Source organism: Leptothoe sp. LEGE 181152, assembly GCF_032906605.1.
GTDB lineage: Bacteria > Cyanobacteriota > Cyanobacteriia > Phormidesmidales > Phormidesmidaceae > Leptothoe > Leptothoe turfae.
Window position 1 is genome coordinate 80,515 of record NZ_JASATU010000006.1, and the last position, 17,694, is coordinate 98,208.

Genomic DNA, 17,694 nt, shown 5'->3' on the forward strand with positions numbered 1-17,694 from the left:
TATGTAGAACTGCAACTTCCACCAGCTCAACCATCAGGGTCCCATTTGGATACGCCCTAGGCAAATAGAGGTCTTTGTCTTCCCGTAGTCATTTTAGAACTATCCTAAGGTAGCCTGCATCGTAGACACGAATGCTGGAAATTGGATAAGGTTATCTTGCGATTTCAACAAAATCTGGCAAACTATAGTCTGGCTAAATAAATAATCCGCTTTACACATTCCTGGCTAGATTATTTTAGCTTCTTGGATTGCCCCACCAAGTCTTGCTGTTTGGAGAGCCATCGTTCTTTACAGCAGTTGTTGATCCCCCCATTGCACTGGCTGTACATGGAACGCAAATGTTATGGTCTAAGTACACTTGTACGCACTAGTTCGAGTGCGTTTGCTTTGTGCATGTAAAGCGAGTTGAACTCTCCCACTTTAAATCTTTTGGAGGTACGACTCAGGTCCCTCTGTTACCGGGTTTTACCGTTATTTCTGGACCCAATGGTTCGGGAAAGTCGAACATCCTTGATGCACTTCTATTCTGCTTAGGGTTAGCCAGTTCTAAGGGTATGCGAGCTGAGCGCTTGCCAGATCTGGTTAATCAAAATCATGCCAGTCGACGCTCCACATCAGAAGCCAGCGTCACAGTCACATTTGACATCAGCGATATCCCGCCAGAACTTTTAAGTGATGACGACAGTAATCCTCAAGATCGGCAGAAGGAAGAGGAAGAAAGTGGCATCCATGACAACTCAGATACAGCAGCGAATTCGGTAGAGGCCACAAATCCAGAGCAGGAAGCTCAAGAGCCTAACGATACAGAAGGTCCTGAAACAAATTTAGAACCAGACATCAACGCTACCGATAATGGGGGCTCGACAGATCCAAGCTTATCGGTAGTGTCAACCACAACTCCAGCTCATCAGAATGGTGCCGAAGCCAATGGGCAGGCCAGTAATGCTAGTGCCCCTGATAATGTGGTTCCGTTACCGCGAGAATGGAGCGTGACTCGTCGCCTGCGGGTCACAGCCCAAGGCACTTACACATCAAATTATTTTATTGATGGCCAGCCCTGCACCCTGACTGAGTTGCATGAACAGTTACAACGATTTCGCATCTATCCTGAAGGCTACAACGTAGTCCTACAGGGGGACGTTACCAGCATCATCTCGATGAAGGGGCGCGAGCGTCGAGAAATTATCGATGAACTGGCAGGGGTGGCATCATTTGATCGGAAAATTGACCAGGCAAAGCTCAAGCTTGATATGGTGCGGGAACGTGAAGAACGCTTTCGCATTGTGGAGCGAGAATTAATCGACCAACTAGAACGGCTTGATCAAGATCGTAAAAAGGCTGAAAAGTATAAACAACTCAAAGCGACACTCCAGGAAAAGACCCAGTGGCAAGCGGTTTTAGGGTGGCGTCAACAACAGGAACAAGCTGATAATTTAGAGCGCCAGATTAGCCAAGGTAAGGAAAAGGCTACTAAATTGGCTGAACAGCGCCTCACGCTGGTCAAGTTAATTGAAACCACTGCCGCTGAGCTAGATGTACTTAATACCAAGGTCAAAGCTCTGGGCGAAGATGAGCATTTAGCGCTGCAGTCTAAACTTGCTACGCAAGAGGCGGAGTTGCGGCAGCTTGAACGTCAGAAGCAGAGCCTCAGCCAATCGACACGGGAGCTAGCCGCTAAACTTCAAGCCACCCAGGTTGAGTTACAACAGCGCAGTCAAGAGTTAGAGTCCCTGGGTCAGCAGCTGAGTGTTCTCACCACTAATGAGATCGTGCAGCTGCAAGCTGAGCGCGATCGGGCAGCTCAGGCGGTGGAGGAAAGCCGAGAAGCTACGAGTGCGATCGCAACTGCCTCCCAAGCCTGGGTTGAATCTCAAACAAACCTACGTCGCGAAGTAGAAGCACTGCTCAAAGCACTGGAACCTCAGCGAGCTGAACAGGTACGACTACAGGAACGCCTAAATCAACTGCAGAGCCAGATCACGGCTCAAACCACTGCAATTCAGAACCTGGAAGCTGAGCTCAGCGCTACCCCTCAAACCGCAGGCCCTGAGCTCTCCAACACAGAAACGAAAATTCAGACCCTAGCGCAGGCTGTAGCAACAGCTGAACAGGAGCTTAAGACCCACCGCGAAACCCGTGACCGATTACTGCGGGAACAACGAGAACAGCAGCGAGAGTTAGACAAGCTGGAAGCCCAGGAGCAGGCACTCCAAGAAACCCGTGGGACCCAGGCTACGGAAGTTTTGATTAACAGCGGTCTGACCGGTATTTGCGGTCTAGTGGCCCAATTGGGGCGTGTAGATCCTAAATATCAAACCGCGCTAGAAATTGCCGCTGGAGCAAGATTGGGTTATTTGGTCGTTGAACATGACGGCGTTGCCGCCCGAGGCATCGACATTCTTAAACGCAAGCGCGCTGGTCGAGCCACCTTCTTACCGCTGAACTCTATCCGCGCACCTCGGGGTCAAAGGTTAGGGCGATGGGAACGCCCCGATGGCTTTATCGACTACGCTGTCGACCTGATTGAATGCGATGACATGTACCGAGAAGTGTTTGCCTTTGTCTTTGGCAACACCACTGTTTTTGAGCGTCTCGACGATGCGCGCCGCCATCTCGGAAAGTTTCGCATGGTCACCCTGGATGGTGAAGTGTTAGAAAGCAGCGGCGCGATGACCGGCGGTAGCCTGCGGCGTCAGGGTCGACTACATTTTGGCACGGTTGAAGCTGGAGAGTCTGAAGAAGCGAAAGCCTTACGAGAACGGCTGCACGAAATTGAGCGGATTTTAGTGAGTTGCGATCGCGCCCTGGCCCAGGCCGATGCCACGGTCAAAGCCCAATCTCAGACATTGATCGAAACCCGCCAAAGCTACCGCGAACAGCAATTACAAAACACCCAAACCCAGCAACAGCAACAGCAACTACAGCAACGTCTAGAAAAAGCACAGCAGCAGCGACAGCAATATCAATCTGAATATGCCGCTGCCCAGCAGCGTTTGCGGCAGTTGGAAACCGCTCTTCCTGAACAGGAAGGACAACTGATACAAAAGCGCCAAGAACTAACGGCTTTAGAGGAATCCCAAACCCATAGCGAATGGCAACAGGCCCAGGGTAAAGTGCGAGCCTTAGAAGCCGAACTGACAGAGCGTCAACAGCTATTACAAATCGCCCAGCAGCGACAGAACGAACTAGAGGCTCAACGCCAACGCTTACAGGAGAAAATTCAAACCAACCAGCAAAGCCTTGCACAAGGTCGCCAACAGCAACAGGGTCAAATTAATCAACAGACAGAGATTAATAAGCAGCAAGCAGAGCTGAAGCAGGAGATTATTGCTACCCAAGCAGCCCTGGCCGAGCTAGATAAGACTTTGGCAGGTGAGAAGGCGGAACGCGATCGCAAAGAACATCAACTACGGGAACAACGCAACCAGCTACAGCAGCTAGAGTGGCAGCAACAAAAACTCAGCGAAACTCAGCAAGAGCGACAGCAGCAGCTCAACGAGCTACAGATAGCCATCGAAACCAAACAGGCTGAACTCCCAAGCCCGCTGCCTGAGGTTCCTGAAGACCTGACGTTAGAAACGTTGCAAAAACAGCTCAAGTCCCTGCAGCGTCGCCTTGAGGCTATGGAGCCAGTCAATATGCTAGCCCTTGAGGAATATGAACGCACTCAAGAACGTTTGGAAGAACTAACCAATAAGCTCACCACCCTGGAAGAAGAGCGTACAGAGTTATTACTGCGTATTGAAAACTTCACCACTCTGCGTCGTCACGCATTCCAAGAAGCATTTGAAGCGGTCAACAAAAACTTCCAATCCATTTTCGCGCAACTCTCCGATGGAGATGGCTATCTGCAGCTCGACGATCCCCAAGATCCCTTTAATGGTGGATTAAATCTAGTTGCCCACCCCAAGGGCAAGCCCGTTCGTCGGCTCGCATCCATGTCGGGTGGGGAAAAATCCCTCACTGCCCTCAGTTTTATCTTCGCCCTACAACGCTATCGTCCCTCCCCCTTCTATGCCTTTGACGAGGTGGACATGTTCCTAGACGGTGCCAACGTCGAACGCCTTTCCAAAATGATTCGTCACCAGGCACAACAGGCACAATTTATGGTCGTTAGTCTTCGACGCCCCATGATCGAGTCTGCCGAGCGCACCATCGGCGTAACTCAAGCTAGAGGAGCCTACACGCAGGTACTGGGGATTAACCTGCAGCGAGCCTCCGCCGGAGGGTAAATAGATTTGTAGAGGCGTTCCATGGGACGCCTCTACAAATCCAATACGGTTTCACACACTGTCAAAAAATCGATGTATAGGGTGTAATGTGATGAAGCACGCTTCTGTCAATTAAGAAACATGCACGCTGGTTAAGCAGACCCTATAGACACCACACAGTAGACCCCAAACGATGAGTTTTGAGCAAAGTCGGCTGCGTTCCGACATGATTGGCACCCAAGTGATTACCCGTTCTACAGGCCGTCGTCTGGGGGTAGTGAGTCAACTGTGGGTAGATATAGACCGAGGTCGAGGTGAAGGTGGCGAAGTGGTTGCTTTGGGACTACGGGATAACATCCTATCTAAAGTGGTGTCTGGGCCAGAACAGATCATGTTGCTGAGCAGCATTCGTCAAATTGGCGATGTCATCTTAGTTGATGATGATTCAGTCATCGAGGATGACATTAGTGTGGCCAACTATACCAATCTGGTCAAAAGCGAAGTCATCACTGAGTCAGGTGAAGGTCTGGGCCGTGTCCGTGGCTTCAAATTTGATGTGGTCAGTGGCAAACTGCTATCCCTTGTGATTGCGTCCATGGGATTACCCCAGATTCCAGACCAGGTGATTAGTTCTTACGAGCTACCTGTTGAAGAGATTGTGAGCACTGGGCCAGACCGCATTATTGTTTTTGAAGGTTCAGAGGAAAAACTGAAACAGATCAGCGTCGGGCTCCTAGAACGTCTTGGCTTAGGCTCAGCCCCCTGGGAACGAGAGGATGATGGCTATATCATGCCCACATCTGCCAGCAATCAATTGCCCTCAGGGCTCAAACAAGAAGCTCCCGCCCCTCGTCGTGAAGCGGCACCACCTCAACGGCTGGAGCTTGAACAACCCTCCCGTCCTCCCATGGAACAGGCCATCCCGGAAGAGGAGCCATATCAAGCCCAACCTTTAAACATTCCTCAAAAGAAAAAAGTCATCGAATACGAAGAAGAAGATTTCTAGGGGAGATAGCAGGATAACTCTTGCCATTTTTGGGCAAACCGATATACGGTATGCGTGGCATTATTCCATCGAATCGTTTCCTCGTTTTGAGTCCATGGTATCCACTCCCGCGCCTGTTATTGGCCCACTCAAACAGCTATCTGTTATGGGCTTACCGGTACATCAAAGTACCGATTATGTAGGCTGGCTCATGGAGCACCTGCGTTCAGGTGGTGGTGGCCATGTCGTTACCCTGAATGCAGAAATGTGTATTCAGGCAGAGGCCAATGCTGATTTACAGCAAATCATTCAAAATGCCACGCTGGTAATTCCTGATGGAGCAGGCGTTAAGCTGTATTTTCAGTGGGTTCAACGCCATCCTCTAAAACGTTACCCCGGCATCGAATTTGCTGTGGACGTATTGAAAAAACTCCACGCCACAGAAACTGTCGTCTTTTATGGCGGTTCGCCTGGTATGGCAACAACAGCGGCTGAACATTGGCAACGACTGTTCCCTGACTTGAATATTGCGATCGCGCAGCATGGCTATCTATCGGAAACAGAGCAGTTAGGATTTCAGCATCAACTTCAGGAATTACAGCCCAGTGTGATCTTTGTAGGCTTGGGGGTCCCCCGCCAAGAACTATGGATTGCAAACCACCGTCAGCTCTGCCCCAACGCAATTTGGGTCGGTGTTGGTGGCAGCTTTGACATCTGGGCAGGGAAGAAGCGACGAGCTCCTCGTTGGATGTGCAACAACAATCTTGAGTGGCTTTACCGACTCTATCAAGAACCCTGGCGTTGGCGGAGAATGCTGGCCTTACCTAAGTTTGTATTCCGTTCTATAGGCTATGACTTAGGTCGACGAGTGTGAGGCCCAAGATCATTGCCAAAATTAATTGTTAAGGGGCGCTCTATAGAATGCCCCTTAACAATTCACCGAAACAATCCAATAAAAGTTGTCAAGGGACTGGACATTTGTCCCATTACCTATATCCTTGTACAGAGACAAAAGTACTGCCCATGCATTGCAAGTAAGATCTGTCCCCACTCAACGCAAAGCCCCTATGACATCCGCCGTGACTCCGCCCAAGACACAATACCCTCGCCGTCGTCGTCCGGATGCACAATCTAGGCGTAATGCAGCCTTTCAGGCGACATCGGCAACATTGCAAGGAACTCAGCAACCACAGCAGACTAAAACTGACAGTGCCCATCCCCCCCTGGTCACCTTGACTGGCGTTAACAAAGTCTACGATAACGGCAGTCAAGCGCTACGGAATATTAACCTCCAGATCAAACGGGGCGATTTTCTATTTGTGACTGGGCCTTCGGGGGCTGGCAAATCCACCTTACTCAAATTGCTCTATGGCCAAGAGCGGGCCACATCAGGCAAGATTCTGGTGGATGACAAAGACCTGGCTAAACTGCGAGGAAACCGGCTGGCCATGTTACGTCGGCGCATCGGTATTGTCTTTCAGGACTATAAGCTCATTCCTCGCCGCACCGTTGCAGAGAATGTATCCTTTGTACTTTGGGCACAGGGCTATAGCCGTAGGGAAATCAATCGCCGTTTACGACCCACTCTACGAATGGTTGGCCTGCAACATAAAGCTAGCTGCTTTCCAGATCAGCTCTCTGGAGGAGAGCAACAACGGGTTAGCATTGCCCGTGCAGTGGTCAGCACCCCCCCTTTGCTACTGGCCGACGAACCCACTGGCAACTTGGATGGAGATAATTCCCGCCAAGTGATTAAAATTTTAGAAAAGCTCAACTCTATTGGCATTACGGTGATTGTTACCACCCATGATGAACAGCTAGTACGCTCATCAAACCATCCGGTGGTCCAAATTAAAGACGGGCGTTTAACCTATGTGAGACATTAAACCGCTCTGAAGTTAGGGTGTGTGCGCACAACATTAGCCTCAAAGTCTTGAATCCAATCCACCCAGGCTTCTTCGATCTGTGGACGTTCTTGAGGTAAAGCACGCTTAATTAAGACGGCAATATAACTGCGATCGCAACAAATCAGAACGATATTGCCAACCTTAGTACGAATCATGGCATGACTAAACATCGACAACCCCATAGTTGATGCTATCAACTGCTGTAGCCCCAAAGATTGAAAGACTAGCTGAATCCATTCAGTATCTTCGTGCTGCGGCGTAATGAAATAATCGCGAGGTAGTCCAGTAGCATCGAACACGGCCAATCCCAGTATTTGGTCAATATCAGGTAAACCAACCGACTTCAATGGCTGCGGGTTTGAGGTAGACACCAAAATCCAAAACTTTTTAATGGGTAGCTAAATCAGAAGCTTTGAGCTTCCAAACTAAACTAGACACCATGTTAGTGAATACATGGGCAATTACTGGCACTAATAGGTTTTGGCTCGCTATAGCACTGTAGCCTAATATTCCACCGACGCAAGTGGCCCACAACATATACGGCCACTGCCGCAAATCGCTCATATGTAGTAACCCAAAACAAAGACTCGACAGTGCTAAGGCTGCTAAATTTGCGCCAAAGGCCGGTAACATCACTCCCCGAAACAGCAGTTCTTCACTAATACCAGGCAGTAAGCCTAACCAGAGTACATCTGGCAAAGCCAGAGGTTTTAGAATGTACTCCAAGTAAACTTCGGCACTATGTCGATACCTCGGCCACGCCCAATAGAGTATGGCGCTAACCAGGGTGATACCCATCCCCAAAAGCACCCCTAGCCCAATCGGATAAATACCCAACTGACTGGGTAACTGTTCTACTGAATCAAACAAGAGCCAAAAGCGAGCAATGACAAACAGTACAAGGGCTGTTGCCGCGATCGCAACTAGCACTTGAGTACGTGTCAAAGGCTCCATACTTGAATTAGGTGGGGCAGGCTGATTCAAAAGCGCATCGGCAAAATTATGCCGCACTGACAAACGATACTATCTTACGCTGTCCGAGGTCGCTAGCATATCGGCAAATCTATACATCCTGAATCACATTATTACCAAGCGTATATAGGTTCCCACGATCTGTTAGAGGCAGATGGGAGCTGACGCTCAGGGAAAAGGCAACCATCGTTTTTCAGGTAAATTGAACAATGTTTGATTGAAATCAGACATATTGATATATCCCTTAAAAATCACAAACAAAAAAACAATCAAACAATCATCAAAATCCATTTAAAACACATAGATTAGAAATCAATAGAACTCAATATAAAAACTCAAGACAACCGTCAGAGGGCTTTCAAAAAAAGCTTTTCAGCCCTATAAGTAATCTATATCCCTAGACAAGATTGATTTTTATAAGTCGGTCAAAATCAATGCGCTTAACTATTTTTTATTTTTTTAATAAACTCCAAACACCAACAACTGAAAGCCGTTAGTAAATGTAGAAAACTGGGATTCATTTAAATATCTACCATTGAAGACAACATTGGCTATTAGCACATCAGACAAACTTGATAACAAGACATCATATGAACCTTGTCTAGATTTTGTATTTTAACCACACACCTCAACTGAACTGATGGGAATGTCCTTTGACCTACCTGCCCAAAACAACAGCGTCAATATATACGAGTGTGAGGTCCGGCTAAAGTTTCGCATTATTGAAGATCAGCTTGCTATCGACGAACGTGATAGTAGTGCACTGATAGAAGCTTTAGTGGATGCCTACACCTATGGTGATGATGACTATTTGGAATCTTTGGAATCTCAAATAGATATTCATCAAATAAAAGCCTTAGAGGCCTCTCCAGAAATGCGACGCCAGCTTATCCGTTTACGTAATTCCCGTAAATTAGCGTAACCCCCTCTTAAAGAAAGACATTACAGGCGAAATAGAGCAGCATAAAAAAAATCCCAATAGACGTTTGACATTTATTCCCTCAGATTTGTATATTTATAAAGGCCAACACGGTCACGCAAGGGCAACACGCCCCCATCGTCTAGAGGCCTAGGACACCTCCCTTTCACGGAGGCGACGGGGATTCGAATTCCCCTGGGGGTATAAAAGAAAAAGGATGTGCCAAAAACTTTATTGGCGCATCCTTTTTCTTTGTTTTGTTTACATATGCAACAAATTATTAATTATTAGGATAAGGGTCATACCATAGCTCCCCTCCCCACATGGATTGCCCCAATTGCACAAGTCCCTCAATTCAAAAGCACAAAGCTAAGTTTAAACGTCGCCATACTTACCATTGTCAAACTTGTCAGAACGTTTTTCATTCCCCAGCCAACAACAAATTCATATTGTGGATAGTGGCCGTTTTAGCGACCCTTGGATTATCTCCTTGGTGGATCAATAAAACCCTACAAACTATAATTGCTCGCCCAGACACTGGTGAGTCAGCCGATGCCATTGTTGTACTCGGTCGAGGGCCACAATATTCTGAATATAGAACAACTGCAGCTGTGCAACTATGGCAAGAAGAACGGGCTCCGTTATTTTTTGTCAGCGGCGTCACGGATGCTCCAATAATCATAGATTTAGCGAAGGATATGGGAATACCCACCGCTAGTATTAGTGGTGAAGCCTGCTCCCGCAGTACGTGGGAAAATGCATTTTATACTGAGATGCTGATGCCGCCCATCGAGACCTCAGCGGATAAACCAAAGATATTACTCGTGACGGACGATCTGCACATTGCACGGGCAACGATGGTTTATCGTAGCTTTGGCTTTGAAGTGGTACCTTATCCGGTCAAGGTTAAGTCTTCGATGTGGCGTCGACATATCTTGAGAGAATTTCTTGCCAAGCTTTACTATGCCAAATCAGGTTGGTTAAATGCCCCAACAGCAGAGCAATACCAAGCGGCTCAAGTAGAGGCAAAGTCTAGAATCCCAGATTGGAATTGTCTAATGACAGAGGAACAAAGGGAACGGTTACCAACGCTTGATCTCTAAAAACAAAATAAGCGGCCCACTAGCTCCCCTGAGGCAGTGGGCGTTTAGGCGCTCTTAAAAGCTACGCTGTTAGGCAAATTGCTCTGTGGTGCGATCGCAAATTGCCATCAGATTTTGCGTTAGATTATGGCAAATATGATGCTCAATCAACTGAACAGGCATCGCCAAAGGTGGCTGAACCATTAGTTCATAGGACAAAATAGTCGCAGTCTGCTCCCCTAAAAGGGCAGGTTGCAAGGTCCACTTACCGATGAACTTCTTAAAGTCACCTTCCACCATCGAAAATCCTATTTCTCGGGGGAAATGCTCCGTCATATCCAAAATGACACGCGCACAAAACTTGAAGTTGAGAAAACATTGAGCCCCAATTTGCTCTAACCGGATACCACCATCAGATCGCGGTAATAAGCGGCTACTAGTCAAATTAGGGACAAAATCTGAAAGCTTTTCATAATCGGTCAAAATTTTCCATACCTGCTCAAGTGAACGTGGAATCGCGACGGATGCCACAATTTTGCGCTGTCGAGGGGCAAACTTTTCAGTTTTGACACTTACTCGCTGACAGGCATCATCACTAAGACGAATCACAGAATCGTCATCCATCGCTGCATCAGAAGTAAACGCTAAAATATCCCGATTCACAGTAAACCAAACCCGTAAAACAGCAGATGTGTAACTAGGTATGTATTCCTAGTAGCTTAACCTATCTATCCTTGATAATTACATCTACAAAAGAAAAACCTTCTTTGAAGAGTGGCTCCGAAAGCTCAAACATTCAACCGCTGCATTAACCCATATATCTCATCTATATATATAGATGGATCTCATATATATATAGATGCTTGGGCTACAACAAAGACTGTCCTTGGTAGAATACCCAGCCAAAGAGCAAGTATCCACCTGCTATCCAAGCAAAACCCTATGTTCTCAACTACAGCATCAATTACATCCGCACCGAAAAACCTACAGGTTATTTATATAGATAATAGATAGTGCCATCTAGATAAATAGCTATCTATTCGACTTCCCCTCTGCATATCTATGGACGTTTCCTTCCCATGTACTCTCCGTATATATGATGCTCAATTTTGTTGTCACTATGTATAGGACATAGGACACATCGATTAGGGCCACATTCCCCACATCAAATCAGCTCTAACCAACAAAGCCCATTACAAAGCATCCGCTCCAGTCAACTCTTCAGCCTTTAAGATGGACAGGTGCAATTATTGCGACAACTGCAATCTGCCTACATCGGAGTAACATCGTGCTGCTGTCAAAAGGATTTGAAGTCGAAATGTATACTGGCCACACCGATGGCACAATCATCGGTCTGTCAGACAAAATTGTTAAATCCCTGAGCGGATTTGTTCGCGAGCCAGATAGTCGTAACGTTGAATACACGACCCCTCCATTGCAGCACTATGATCAGTTACTCTGTGAACTCGTTACGCCCCGGCGACGGTTGAGGCAGTTTCTCAAAACTCTTGACCCCAGCTATACCATTCTTCCTGGGAGCACCTTAGCTACTGGCAATAGCCAGATTTTCTATCGTTCTGATCCGAAAAATCCTTACCATGCCTACATTGAGCAAACCTACGGAACCAATGTAGTTACTGCCAGTATCCATATCAATCTGGGTATTAGCGATCCTGAAGTATTAATGCGAGCTTGTCGGCTCATTCGGGTTGAAGCCCCTTTAATTCTTGCCTTGAGTGCATCGTCCCCTTTCCTCGACAACCAAGTGACCGGCTATCACTCTAGTCGCTGGCATGTATTTCCCCAGACGCCTAGTCATGTCCCTCTCTTTGAGAGCCATGCGCACTTCATTAAATGGACAGAAGAACAGCTCAAACTAGGCACCATGAAAAACGTTCGTCACCTTTGGAACTCTGTACGCCCCAATGGAGACTGCCGCCCCTATAAACTCAATCGCCTCGAAGTTAGAATTTCAGACCTGGTAACTGACCCAATTCACTTATTGGCAATCACAGCTCTCCTAGAATCACGTATTCTCCAACTACAGCAAGATCCAAATTTGGATCCCCTCGTCTCTAGCCAACTGCCTAGTCACAATCGTCATGACGATTTGCTCTCAATTACTGAAGCCAATGAAAAAGCTGTGGCAAAAGCCAGTCTAGATGCAGAGTTACAACATTGGTACGATGGCCAGCCCATTAATACCACTGATTGGATCACACAGATTTATAACGAAGTCCTACCCATTGCGAAAGCTCAAGGTATTGCTTGTTTTCTGACACCTATCAAACAAATCCTAAGGGAAGGCAACCAGGCGCAGAATTGGCTCAAACAAGTAGACACTGGTCTGGATGTTGCTCAAGTAATGGCCCAAACCATTCAAATTATGGAACGTCAGGAGCAAGCGTTACAAAGCGATTTATGTCAGCCAGTTTAGGCCCCAATCCCCCATAATCATCTACCTGGTTCTATAAAAACCTAGAGTTATAGCTTAATAGCCAATCGATTAGTCAATGCTATGGAGCGCTAGCAACATTAGATTTTTCATAGGTCAGGACATAAAAAAATGCCTACGTCCAAGAAGTGAGATCGATTGATTAGTAACTCCTATATAAAGGCGATGCAAAATAGGCATCTGGGTATAAAAAAGCCCAGGAAAAATAATCAATTGCACCACATAGAGTTATGTCAATGCCCAAAATTGTCCTTGTTAACCCAGAAATTCCACCAAATACAGGTAATATTGCCCGCACATGTGCCGCAACGGCCACTGAACTACATTTAGTAGAACCCCTGGGATTTGAACTCAGTGATCGATATCTCAAGCGAGCGGGCTTAGATTACTGGCCTCACGTTAATTTGCAAGTGCATCCAGATTTAAATAGTTTTGGGCAATATCAACAGCAAATAGGTGGCCGTCTCATTGGTTTTACGACCAAAAGCACATATAGCTACATAGAGATTAAGTATCAAGAAGACGATTGGCTATTATTTGGTAGCGAGAGTGAAGGACTCCCTCGATCACTGCTAGAGACCTGTGAGCAAACTGCCAAAATCCCCATGCTGCACGATAGCGTCCGTAGTCTTAATCTTTCAGTAAGTGCCGCCATTGGGCTTTTCGAGGCCTTACGACAGCTTAATTACTTATCGTCTCCCACTGCTTAGGTACAGAAATAGGGAGAGAGAGATTGCACATCTAGTTGTCATAGCCAATCAGACTATATATCTATGGGTTCATAGATATATAGAGCTCATTTCAGGGAGAATAACTGCCAAGTCATAGGGAATTTACTGCCAGGTCTAAGAGCTGAAATCTCATATGAGCAAGGTGCGGCAAGGCTCAGAGTGGAGTGTAAAACAACTTCTTCTCCTGTATTGCCCTGCTTCAAGACAGTCATTTCAGATACAAATCAACCATTCCTGCGATAAAAATTTTCTATAGCGCTACAGTCATCACAAAGGTCCAATCCAGATCAAGTTCCCGAAAGAACTGGGAATCCTAGAAAATAAGACTATTGGGAGCATTTATACCTAACAAATCGCGGGCAAGGCTCTTAGGCACACTTTGTGCCGTCAATACTTTCTAAGGTGATATCACTAGAATCGCTTAAACGCTTTTCTACAAAAGGATTCGCAGAATTCCGGAAAGCAGTCCTAACGCCTTATTGAGATAAAAATCCATCGCAAATTCAATTTCATGTTGATTTTGGAGAATACGATGGAACTTGTTTGGTACAGGATTGATCTTTTGATTAAGTCGTGTAAACTTGCCTAAGTTGGGTACGAAAGGTGCTCACTTGCTATGGGCATTTTTGCTCTGTGCACGTGCCTCATCTACCTGATTCAACTTGTAGTCAACGGCCTACTATCGGGCAACTGCATAGGGACAAGTTGGTTTCGAACAGTTGAACGCCGGTCATTTAGGAGGTTATTCCTTGAAACGAGCAAATTTTCAGGAGCCCAAGTCTGAAGTAAGTCATTCATGTTTCTCCGACATGGATACTGTTTCTGAGCAAGCTCCGTCTGGAAACGCTGGCAGATCAAAGTCTGCCGCTATGCTGGGACTTGCACTCTCATTTGGTGCATCTGGAGTTTTATTCGCTGATAGTGAAGCAACTGCAGCGGTTGGATCTTTTGCGATCGCAACGTCAGCAAATTCAAGCGAATCACCCCAGTTGCCATCTATGCTCCACGGCCATTCGGAGCAACCTGTAATGAATGGTCATGCTGTATATCACACGGTTCAACAAGGAGATAGCCTTTGGCAGATTGCCCAAGAGCACCATGTTGAAGTTCAGGATATCAAGCTGGCAAACCGCATATCCCCTGACACAACACTTCAGGTGGGTCAAGTGATTAAGGTTCCCAATGAGGAATCAGTTCAGCCGACCCTAGTTTCTCTACTACCAGGGGCCCAGAAAAATTCGGGTGACCAAGCTCAAGCACCTAATCTAGAGCGTTTGGTAGCAGGTATTTCAAGTGTTGATAGAAGTTCCACACAGTCTGAGCTGGTAAACGAGGTTGATGAGCCAGCTGTTGTTGCCTCCGAAGAGTTAACTGGTGATGTCTCTCTACGCTCAGCTGGCATAGTGTCCCATTCTGATGGGTTTCAAGCTGATCTCAAGCAGTTGGCATCTAATAGTCAGGTATCTAGCGATCAATCTACAATGATTGACAGCTCGGAAACTGAATTACAGTCATCCCCAGGCGATGCAGCAAAACTTTTAAATTTTGAAGAAGCCACCGATACGGCATTCAACAGTTATGAAGTTCGTCCTGGTGACACCGTTGAGGATATTGCGCTCTCATTGGGCACAACGTCTGAGAGTTTAGTTGCAACAAATAGCTTAGAAGATCCTGACTTCATTGTGGCAGGAGATACTCTAGATATTCCTGAAGAGGTTGCCAATGAGTTAATCATCTCTGAAGCAGCTTCTTCCATTACACAGTCTTCTCCTGAATTAACGGCATCCTCTTCCCTAAGCGATTTTGATGGAACCCATCTAGGTCGCCTACAGTCAACGGTTGAGAATCGTATTAACGGGTCTTCAACCCTACAGCGCTTACGTGGTGGTCAAGGTGGTTCTGTTATATCCCAGCCCCACCTTGTTAGTGAAGAGATTGAAGACACAATTGAATCCGTCACTGTTGAAGATCCATATACCGCTGACCTCCTGGCTGACGTGAATTCAGCGCAAGAGTTGGTCCCAGAGCTGAGCACACCGTTAGAGTCCGATAATGAAATTGCTTTAAGGCAATCGTTGCCGGCAGCTGATGATGTTGTAGTCAACCCACAGTTTCCTGGGAATCGTTTGGAAGCTAGAGCAACTTCTGATATCAGTTCCACTCAAAATTCTGAATTATTAGCAGCTGCCCCTCTTGATCCAAGCGTTTACGTCTCTCCTTCTAGCCCTGCCACAGGTCAAGTTGTTTCCCCTGAAATGCCTATACTGCCGTCGGCAGATGAGTATCTCCCAGAAACACCTGATTACTTCAACGGCTACATTTGGCCAGCTCGTGGCATCCTGACATCCGGCTATGGTTGGCGCTGGGGCCGTATGCATCGTGGCATTGATATTGCCGGTCCTGTTGGCACTCCAATTGTTTCTGCTGCTGATGGTGTTGTTGAAAGAGCGGGTTGGAATTCTGGCGGTTATGGCAACTTAGTTGACGTTCGTCATGCCGACGGCAGCTTGACTCGTTATGCCCACAACAGCCGCATTACGGTTAGACAAGGCCAGCGGGTGGCTCAGGGTCAGCACATTGCCGACATGGGAAGTACGGGTTATAGCACTGGTCCTCACTTGCATTTCGAGGTTCATCTACCAGACCGTGGCACTGTGAATCCGATGGCAATGCTGCCCAACCGTTAAGACGAATTAGCTAGCGTTAAGATTTTGAGCAAGCCTTGTCTTACCATCAGTAAGACAAGGCTTATCTTTTTACAACGACACGTAGAGCTGACAAACCTTGCCTATCCTGCTTGGAAAAAGACTAGTAAGTGCTGCAATTCTCTACGTAGTTTCTTGACATTTCGTGATAGATTTAATTAGTTGCTGTGTGTAAAGCAACTTGAACTGGCTCAGTAGCTCAGTGGTAGAGCAGGGGACTCATAAGCCCTTGGTCACGTGTTCAAATCACGTCTGAGCCATTTTTATTTTCTTATTTGATATATCGCGGTAGTCTAAAGAGGCTACGCTCACTTGATACACTCTTTGTTAGGGAGTCCCTACCAAGTAAGCCAAACCGATGCTCTGGTTTTCGGGGAATTTAATGTTGTTTACATTCTGCTCTGCGCTTTGAGTAGTCTCCGGTAGCTGAGCAATAGGCCCGTATTGCTGGTATGTTAGTTAACTAGATTTTTGTTGGAGACAAACGGATGAGTACCCCGGTGGAAGGATGCCTGCGTGTTGGTCAGCCTGCTCCTGATTTCACTGCAACAGCCGTAGTTGATCAAGAGTTTAAGACGATTAAACTCTCTGACTACCGTGGTCAGTACGTTGTACTCTTTTTCTATCCACTAGATTTCACCTTTGTTTGCCCTACTGAGATTACAGCTTTTAGTGACCGTTACGATGAATTCACGGCTCTCAATACAGAAGTATTAGGGGCCTCAGTGGATAGTGAGTTTTCTCATTTGGCTTGGATTCAGACAGAGCGTAAAGCGGGTGGCTTGGGAGATTTGTCCTATCCCCTGGTCTCCGATATCAAGAAAGAGCTTAGCGCTGCTTACAATGTACTAGAGCCCGAAGCTGGTGTTGCCCTGCGCGGTTTGTTCATCATTGATAAGGATGGAATTGTGCAGCACTCTACCATCAATAACCTTTCCTTTGGCCGTAGCGTCGATGAAACATTGCGAGTTTTACAAGCAATTCAGCATGTACAATCACACCCTGATGAAGTGTGTCCAGCAGGATGGACGCCAGGCGAAAAAACGATGACGCCTGATCCTGTGAAGTCCAAAGAGTTTTTTGCTTCGATTTAGGTGCATCGTCCAACCGACAGCTAACCGTTTTCATCTCACCTTTTAGGTATCAATGACTGCAGCTTTCAAACTGACCTCCACGGATTTTCGAGGGGTCATTAGTCAGCGTTTTTTTAGGAATTTTTTACCGCTACCTGCATTTAGCAAGTTTCGAGTAGGCCAGACTCTGCCTGATTTTGATCTACCCATGGTGGGGCAAAGAGCGTCTATTAAACTTTCTAGCTATCGCCAAAAATCAGTGGTCGTTCTGGCGTTTACACGTATCTTTACCGAAAAACAGTACTGTCCCTTCTGCTATCCACACATTATGTCGATGGTCGAAACCTACAAAAAGTTTGACCAGCTAGGTGCGGAAGTGCTCATGATCACTAGCACTGACATGCGTCAAAGTAAAATCGTGCACAGGGATCTGGGGCTGGAGATGCCACTTTTAGTGGATTCTAGCTGTAGTATTTTTCGCCAATATGGTACGGGCCAGGCGTTGGGGGCACCTTTACCGGCACAATTTGTAGTAGATCGCTCAGGACGTCTCACATTTCAGCACTTATTTTCATTTGCTCATCCAAACGCAAGCTCAGAGCGTTTACTGTGGGCTGTCCACAACGCGAGCCATTAGGTTGAAGTTACCAGATT

Annotated in this window: 14 protein-coding genes and 2 tRNA genes; 13 read left to right on the forward strand and 3 right to left on the reverse strand. The window is 46.8% G+C overall.

Going from position 1 to position 17,694, the window contains the following annotated elements; translation table 11 throughout:
- Nucleotides 1–389: 389 nt before the first annotated feature.
- The 4 genes from smc (at nucleotide 390) to ftsE (ending at nucleotide 7,082) form a co-directional block, all read left to right on the forward strand.
- Nucleotides 390–4,232, forward strand: a complete 3,843-nt coding sequence (smc, locus tag QGP82_RS03535; RefSeq protein ID WP_499057097.1) for a chromosome segregation protein SMC — start codon at nucleotides 390–392, stop codon at nucleotides 4,230–4,232.
- Between the two features lie 172 nt (nucleotides 4,233–4,404).
- On the forward strand, nucleotides 4,405–5,217 hold the full coding sequence (locus QGP82_RS03540; RefSeq protein ID WP_163661203.1) for a PRC-barrel domain-containing protein: 813 nt from the start codon (nucleotides 4,405–4,407) through the stop codon (nucleotides 5,215–5,217).
- Nucleotides 5,218–5,311: 94 nt separating this feature from the next.
- Nucleotides 5,312–6,070, forward strand: a complete 759-nt coding sequence (locus QGP82_RS03545) for a WecB/TagA/CpsF family glycosyltransferase (RefSeq protein ID WP_163661205.1) — start codon at nucleotides 5,312–5,314, stop codon at nucleotides 6,068–6,070.
- Between the two features lie 193 nt (nucleotides 6,071–6,263).
- A complete protein-coding gene (gene ftsE / locus QGP82_RS03550; RefSeq protein WP_163661207.1) occupies nucleotides 6,264–7,082 on the forward strand; it encodes a cell division ATP-binding protein FtsE in 819 nt (272 codons plus the stop codon).
- Here the strand turns inward: ftsE and QGP82_RS03555 are convergent.
- Nucleotides 7,079–7,474: a hypothetical protein gene (locus QGP82_RS03555; protein WP_163661209.1), complete on the reverse strand. Its 396-nt coding sequence runs from the start codon at nucleotides 7,472–7,474 to the stop codon at nucleotides 7,079–7,081. The two genes, ftsE and QGP82_RS03555, sit on opposite strands and share 4 nt — an antisense overlap.
- Nucleotides 7,475–7,490: 16 nt before the next feature.
- On the reverse strand, nucleotides 7,491–8,087 hold the full coding sequence (locus QGP82_RS03560; RefSeq protein WP_431732010.1) for a CPBP family intramembrane glutamic endopeptidase: 597 nt from the start codon (nucleotides 8,085–8,087) through the stop codon (nucleotides 7,491–7,493).
- A 628-nt stretch (nucleotides 8,088–8,715) separates the two neighbouring features.
- Between QGP82_RS03560 and QGP82_RS03565 the strand changes: the two genes are divergently transcribed.
- From QGP82_RS03565 to QGP82_RS03575, 3 genes are all read left to right on the forward strand, one after another.
- Entirely contained in the window at nucleotides 8,716–8,997 is a 282-nt protein-coding gene (locus tag QGP82_RS03565) for an Npun_R1517 family heterocyst differentiation transcriptional regulator (RefSeq protein WP_006517234.1), read from the forward strand.
- Between the two features lie 128 nt (nucleotides 8,998–9,125).
- Nucleotides 9,126–9,198, forward strand: a tRNA-Glu gene (locus tag QGP82_RS03570).
- 254 nt (nucleotides 9,199–9,452) lie between these two features.
- A complete protein-coding gene (locus QGP82_RS03575) occupies nucleotides 9,453–10,097 on the forward strand; it encodes a YdcF family protein (RefSeq protein WP_499057100.1) in 645 nt (214 codons plus the stop codon).
- Nucleotides 10,098–10,166: 69 nt separating this feature from the next.
- Here QGP82_RS03575 and QGP82_RS03580 read toward each other — a convergent pair whose 3' ends face one another.
- Complete coding sequence (locus QGP82_RS03580) at nucleotides 10,167–10,739, reverse strand: SRPBCC family protein (RefSeq protein ID WP_163703001.1); 573 nt, start codon at nucleotides 10,737–10,739, stop codon at nucleotides 10,167–10,169.
- 625 nt (nucleotides 10,740–11,364) lie between these two features.
- Here QGP82_RS03580 and gshA point away from each other — a divergent pair.
- The 6 genes from gshA to QGP82_RS03610 all read left to right on the forward strand — a co-directional run bounded on the left by gshA (nucleotide 11,365) and on the right by QGP82_RS03610 (nucleotide 17,677).
- A complete protein-coding gene (gene gshA / locus QGP82_RS03585; RefSeq protein ID WP_163661216.1) occupies nucleotides 11,365–12,513 on the forward strand; it encodes a glutamate--cysteine ligase in 1,149 nt (382 codons plus the stop codon).
- A gap of 254 nt (nucleotides 12,514–12,767) precedes the next feature.
- Complete coding sequence (locus QGP82_RS03590; RefSeq protein WP_163661743.1) at nucleotides 12,768–13,241, forward strand: tRNA (cytidine(34)-2'-O)-methyltransferase; 474 nt, start codon at nucleotides 12,768–12,770, stop codon at nucleotides 13,239–13,241.
- 770 nt (nucleotides 13,242–14,011) lie between these two features.
- Nucleotides 14,012–15,949 (forward strand): peptidoglycan DD-metalloendopeptidase family protein, encoded by a 1,938-nt coding sequence (locus tag QGP82_RS03595; RefSeq protein ID WP_499057103.1) that lies wholly within the window; start codon nucleotides 14,012–14,014, stop codon nucleotides 15,947–15,949.
- Nucleotides 15,950–16,155: 206 nt separating this feature from the next.
- Nucleotides 16,156–16,227 (forward strand) — tRNA-Met (locus QGP82_RS03600).
- A 228-nt stretch (nucleotides 16,228–16,455) separates the two neighbouring features.
- Nucleotides 16,456–17,061, forward strand: coding sequence for a peroxiredoxin (locus QGP82_RS03605; RefSeq protein WP_163661220.1), 606 nt, complete (start codon nucleotides 16,456–16,458; stop codon nucleotides 17,059–17,061).
- Nucleotides 17,062–17,113: 52 nt separating this feature from the next.
- Nucleotides 17,114–17,677, forward strand: coding sequence for a peroxiredoxin family protein (locus QGP82_RS03610; RefSeq protein WP_499057105.1), 564 nt, complete (start codon nucleotides 17,114–17,116; stop codon nucleotides 17,675–17,677).
- Nucleotides 17,678–17,694 lie beyond the last annotated feature (17 nt).

Bases quoted from the DNA above. Each gene is read 5' to 3' on its own strand.
- QGP82_RS03610 (WP_499057105.1), top strand. From the start codon at position 17,114: ATGACTGCAGCTTTCAAACTGACCTCCACGGATTTTCGAGGGGTCATT.
- QGP82_RS03540 (WP_163661203.1), top strand. From the start codon at position 4,405: ATGAGTTTTGAGCAAAGTCGGCTGCGTTCCGACATGATTGGCACCCAA.
- QGP82_RS03590 (WP_163661743.1), top strand. From the start codon at position 12,768: ATGCCCAAAATTGTCCTTGTTAACCCAGAAATTCCACCAAATACAGGT.
- QGP82_RS03565 (WP_006517234.1), top strand. From the start codon at position 8,716: ATGGGAATGTCCTTTGACCTACCTGCCCAAAACAACAGCGTCAATATA.
- ftsE (WP_163661207.1), top strand. From the start codon at position 6,264: ATGACATCCGCCGTGACTCCGCCCAAGACACAATACCCTCGCCGTCGT.
- QGP82_RS03605 (WP_163661220.1), top strand. From the start codon at position 16,456: ATGAGTACCCCGGTGGAAGGATGCCTGCGTGTTGGTCAGCCTGCTCCT.
- QGP82_RS03545 (WP_163661205.1), top strand. From the start codon at position 5,312: ATGGTATCCACTCCCGCGCCTGTTATTGGCCCACTCAAACAGCTATCT.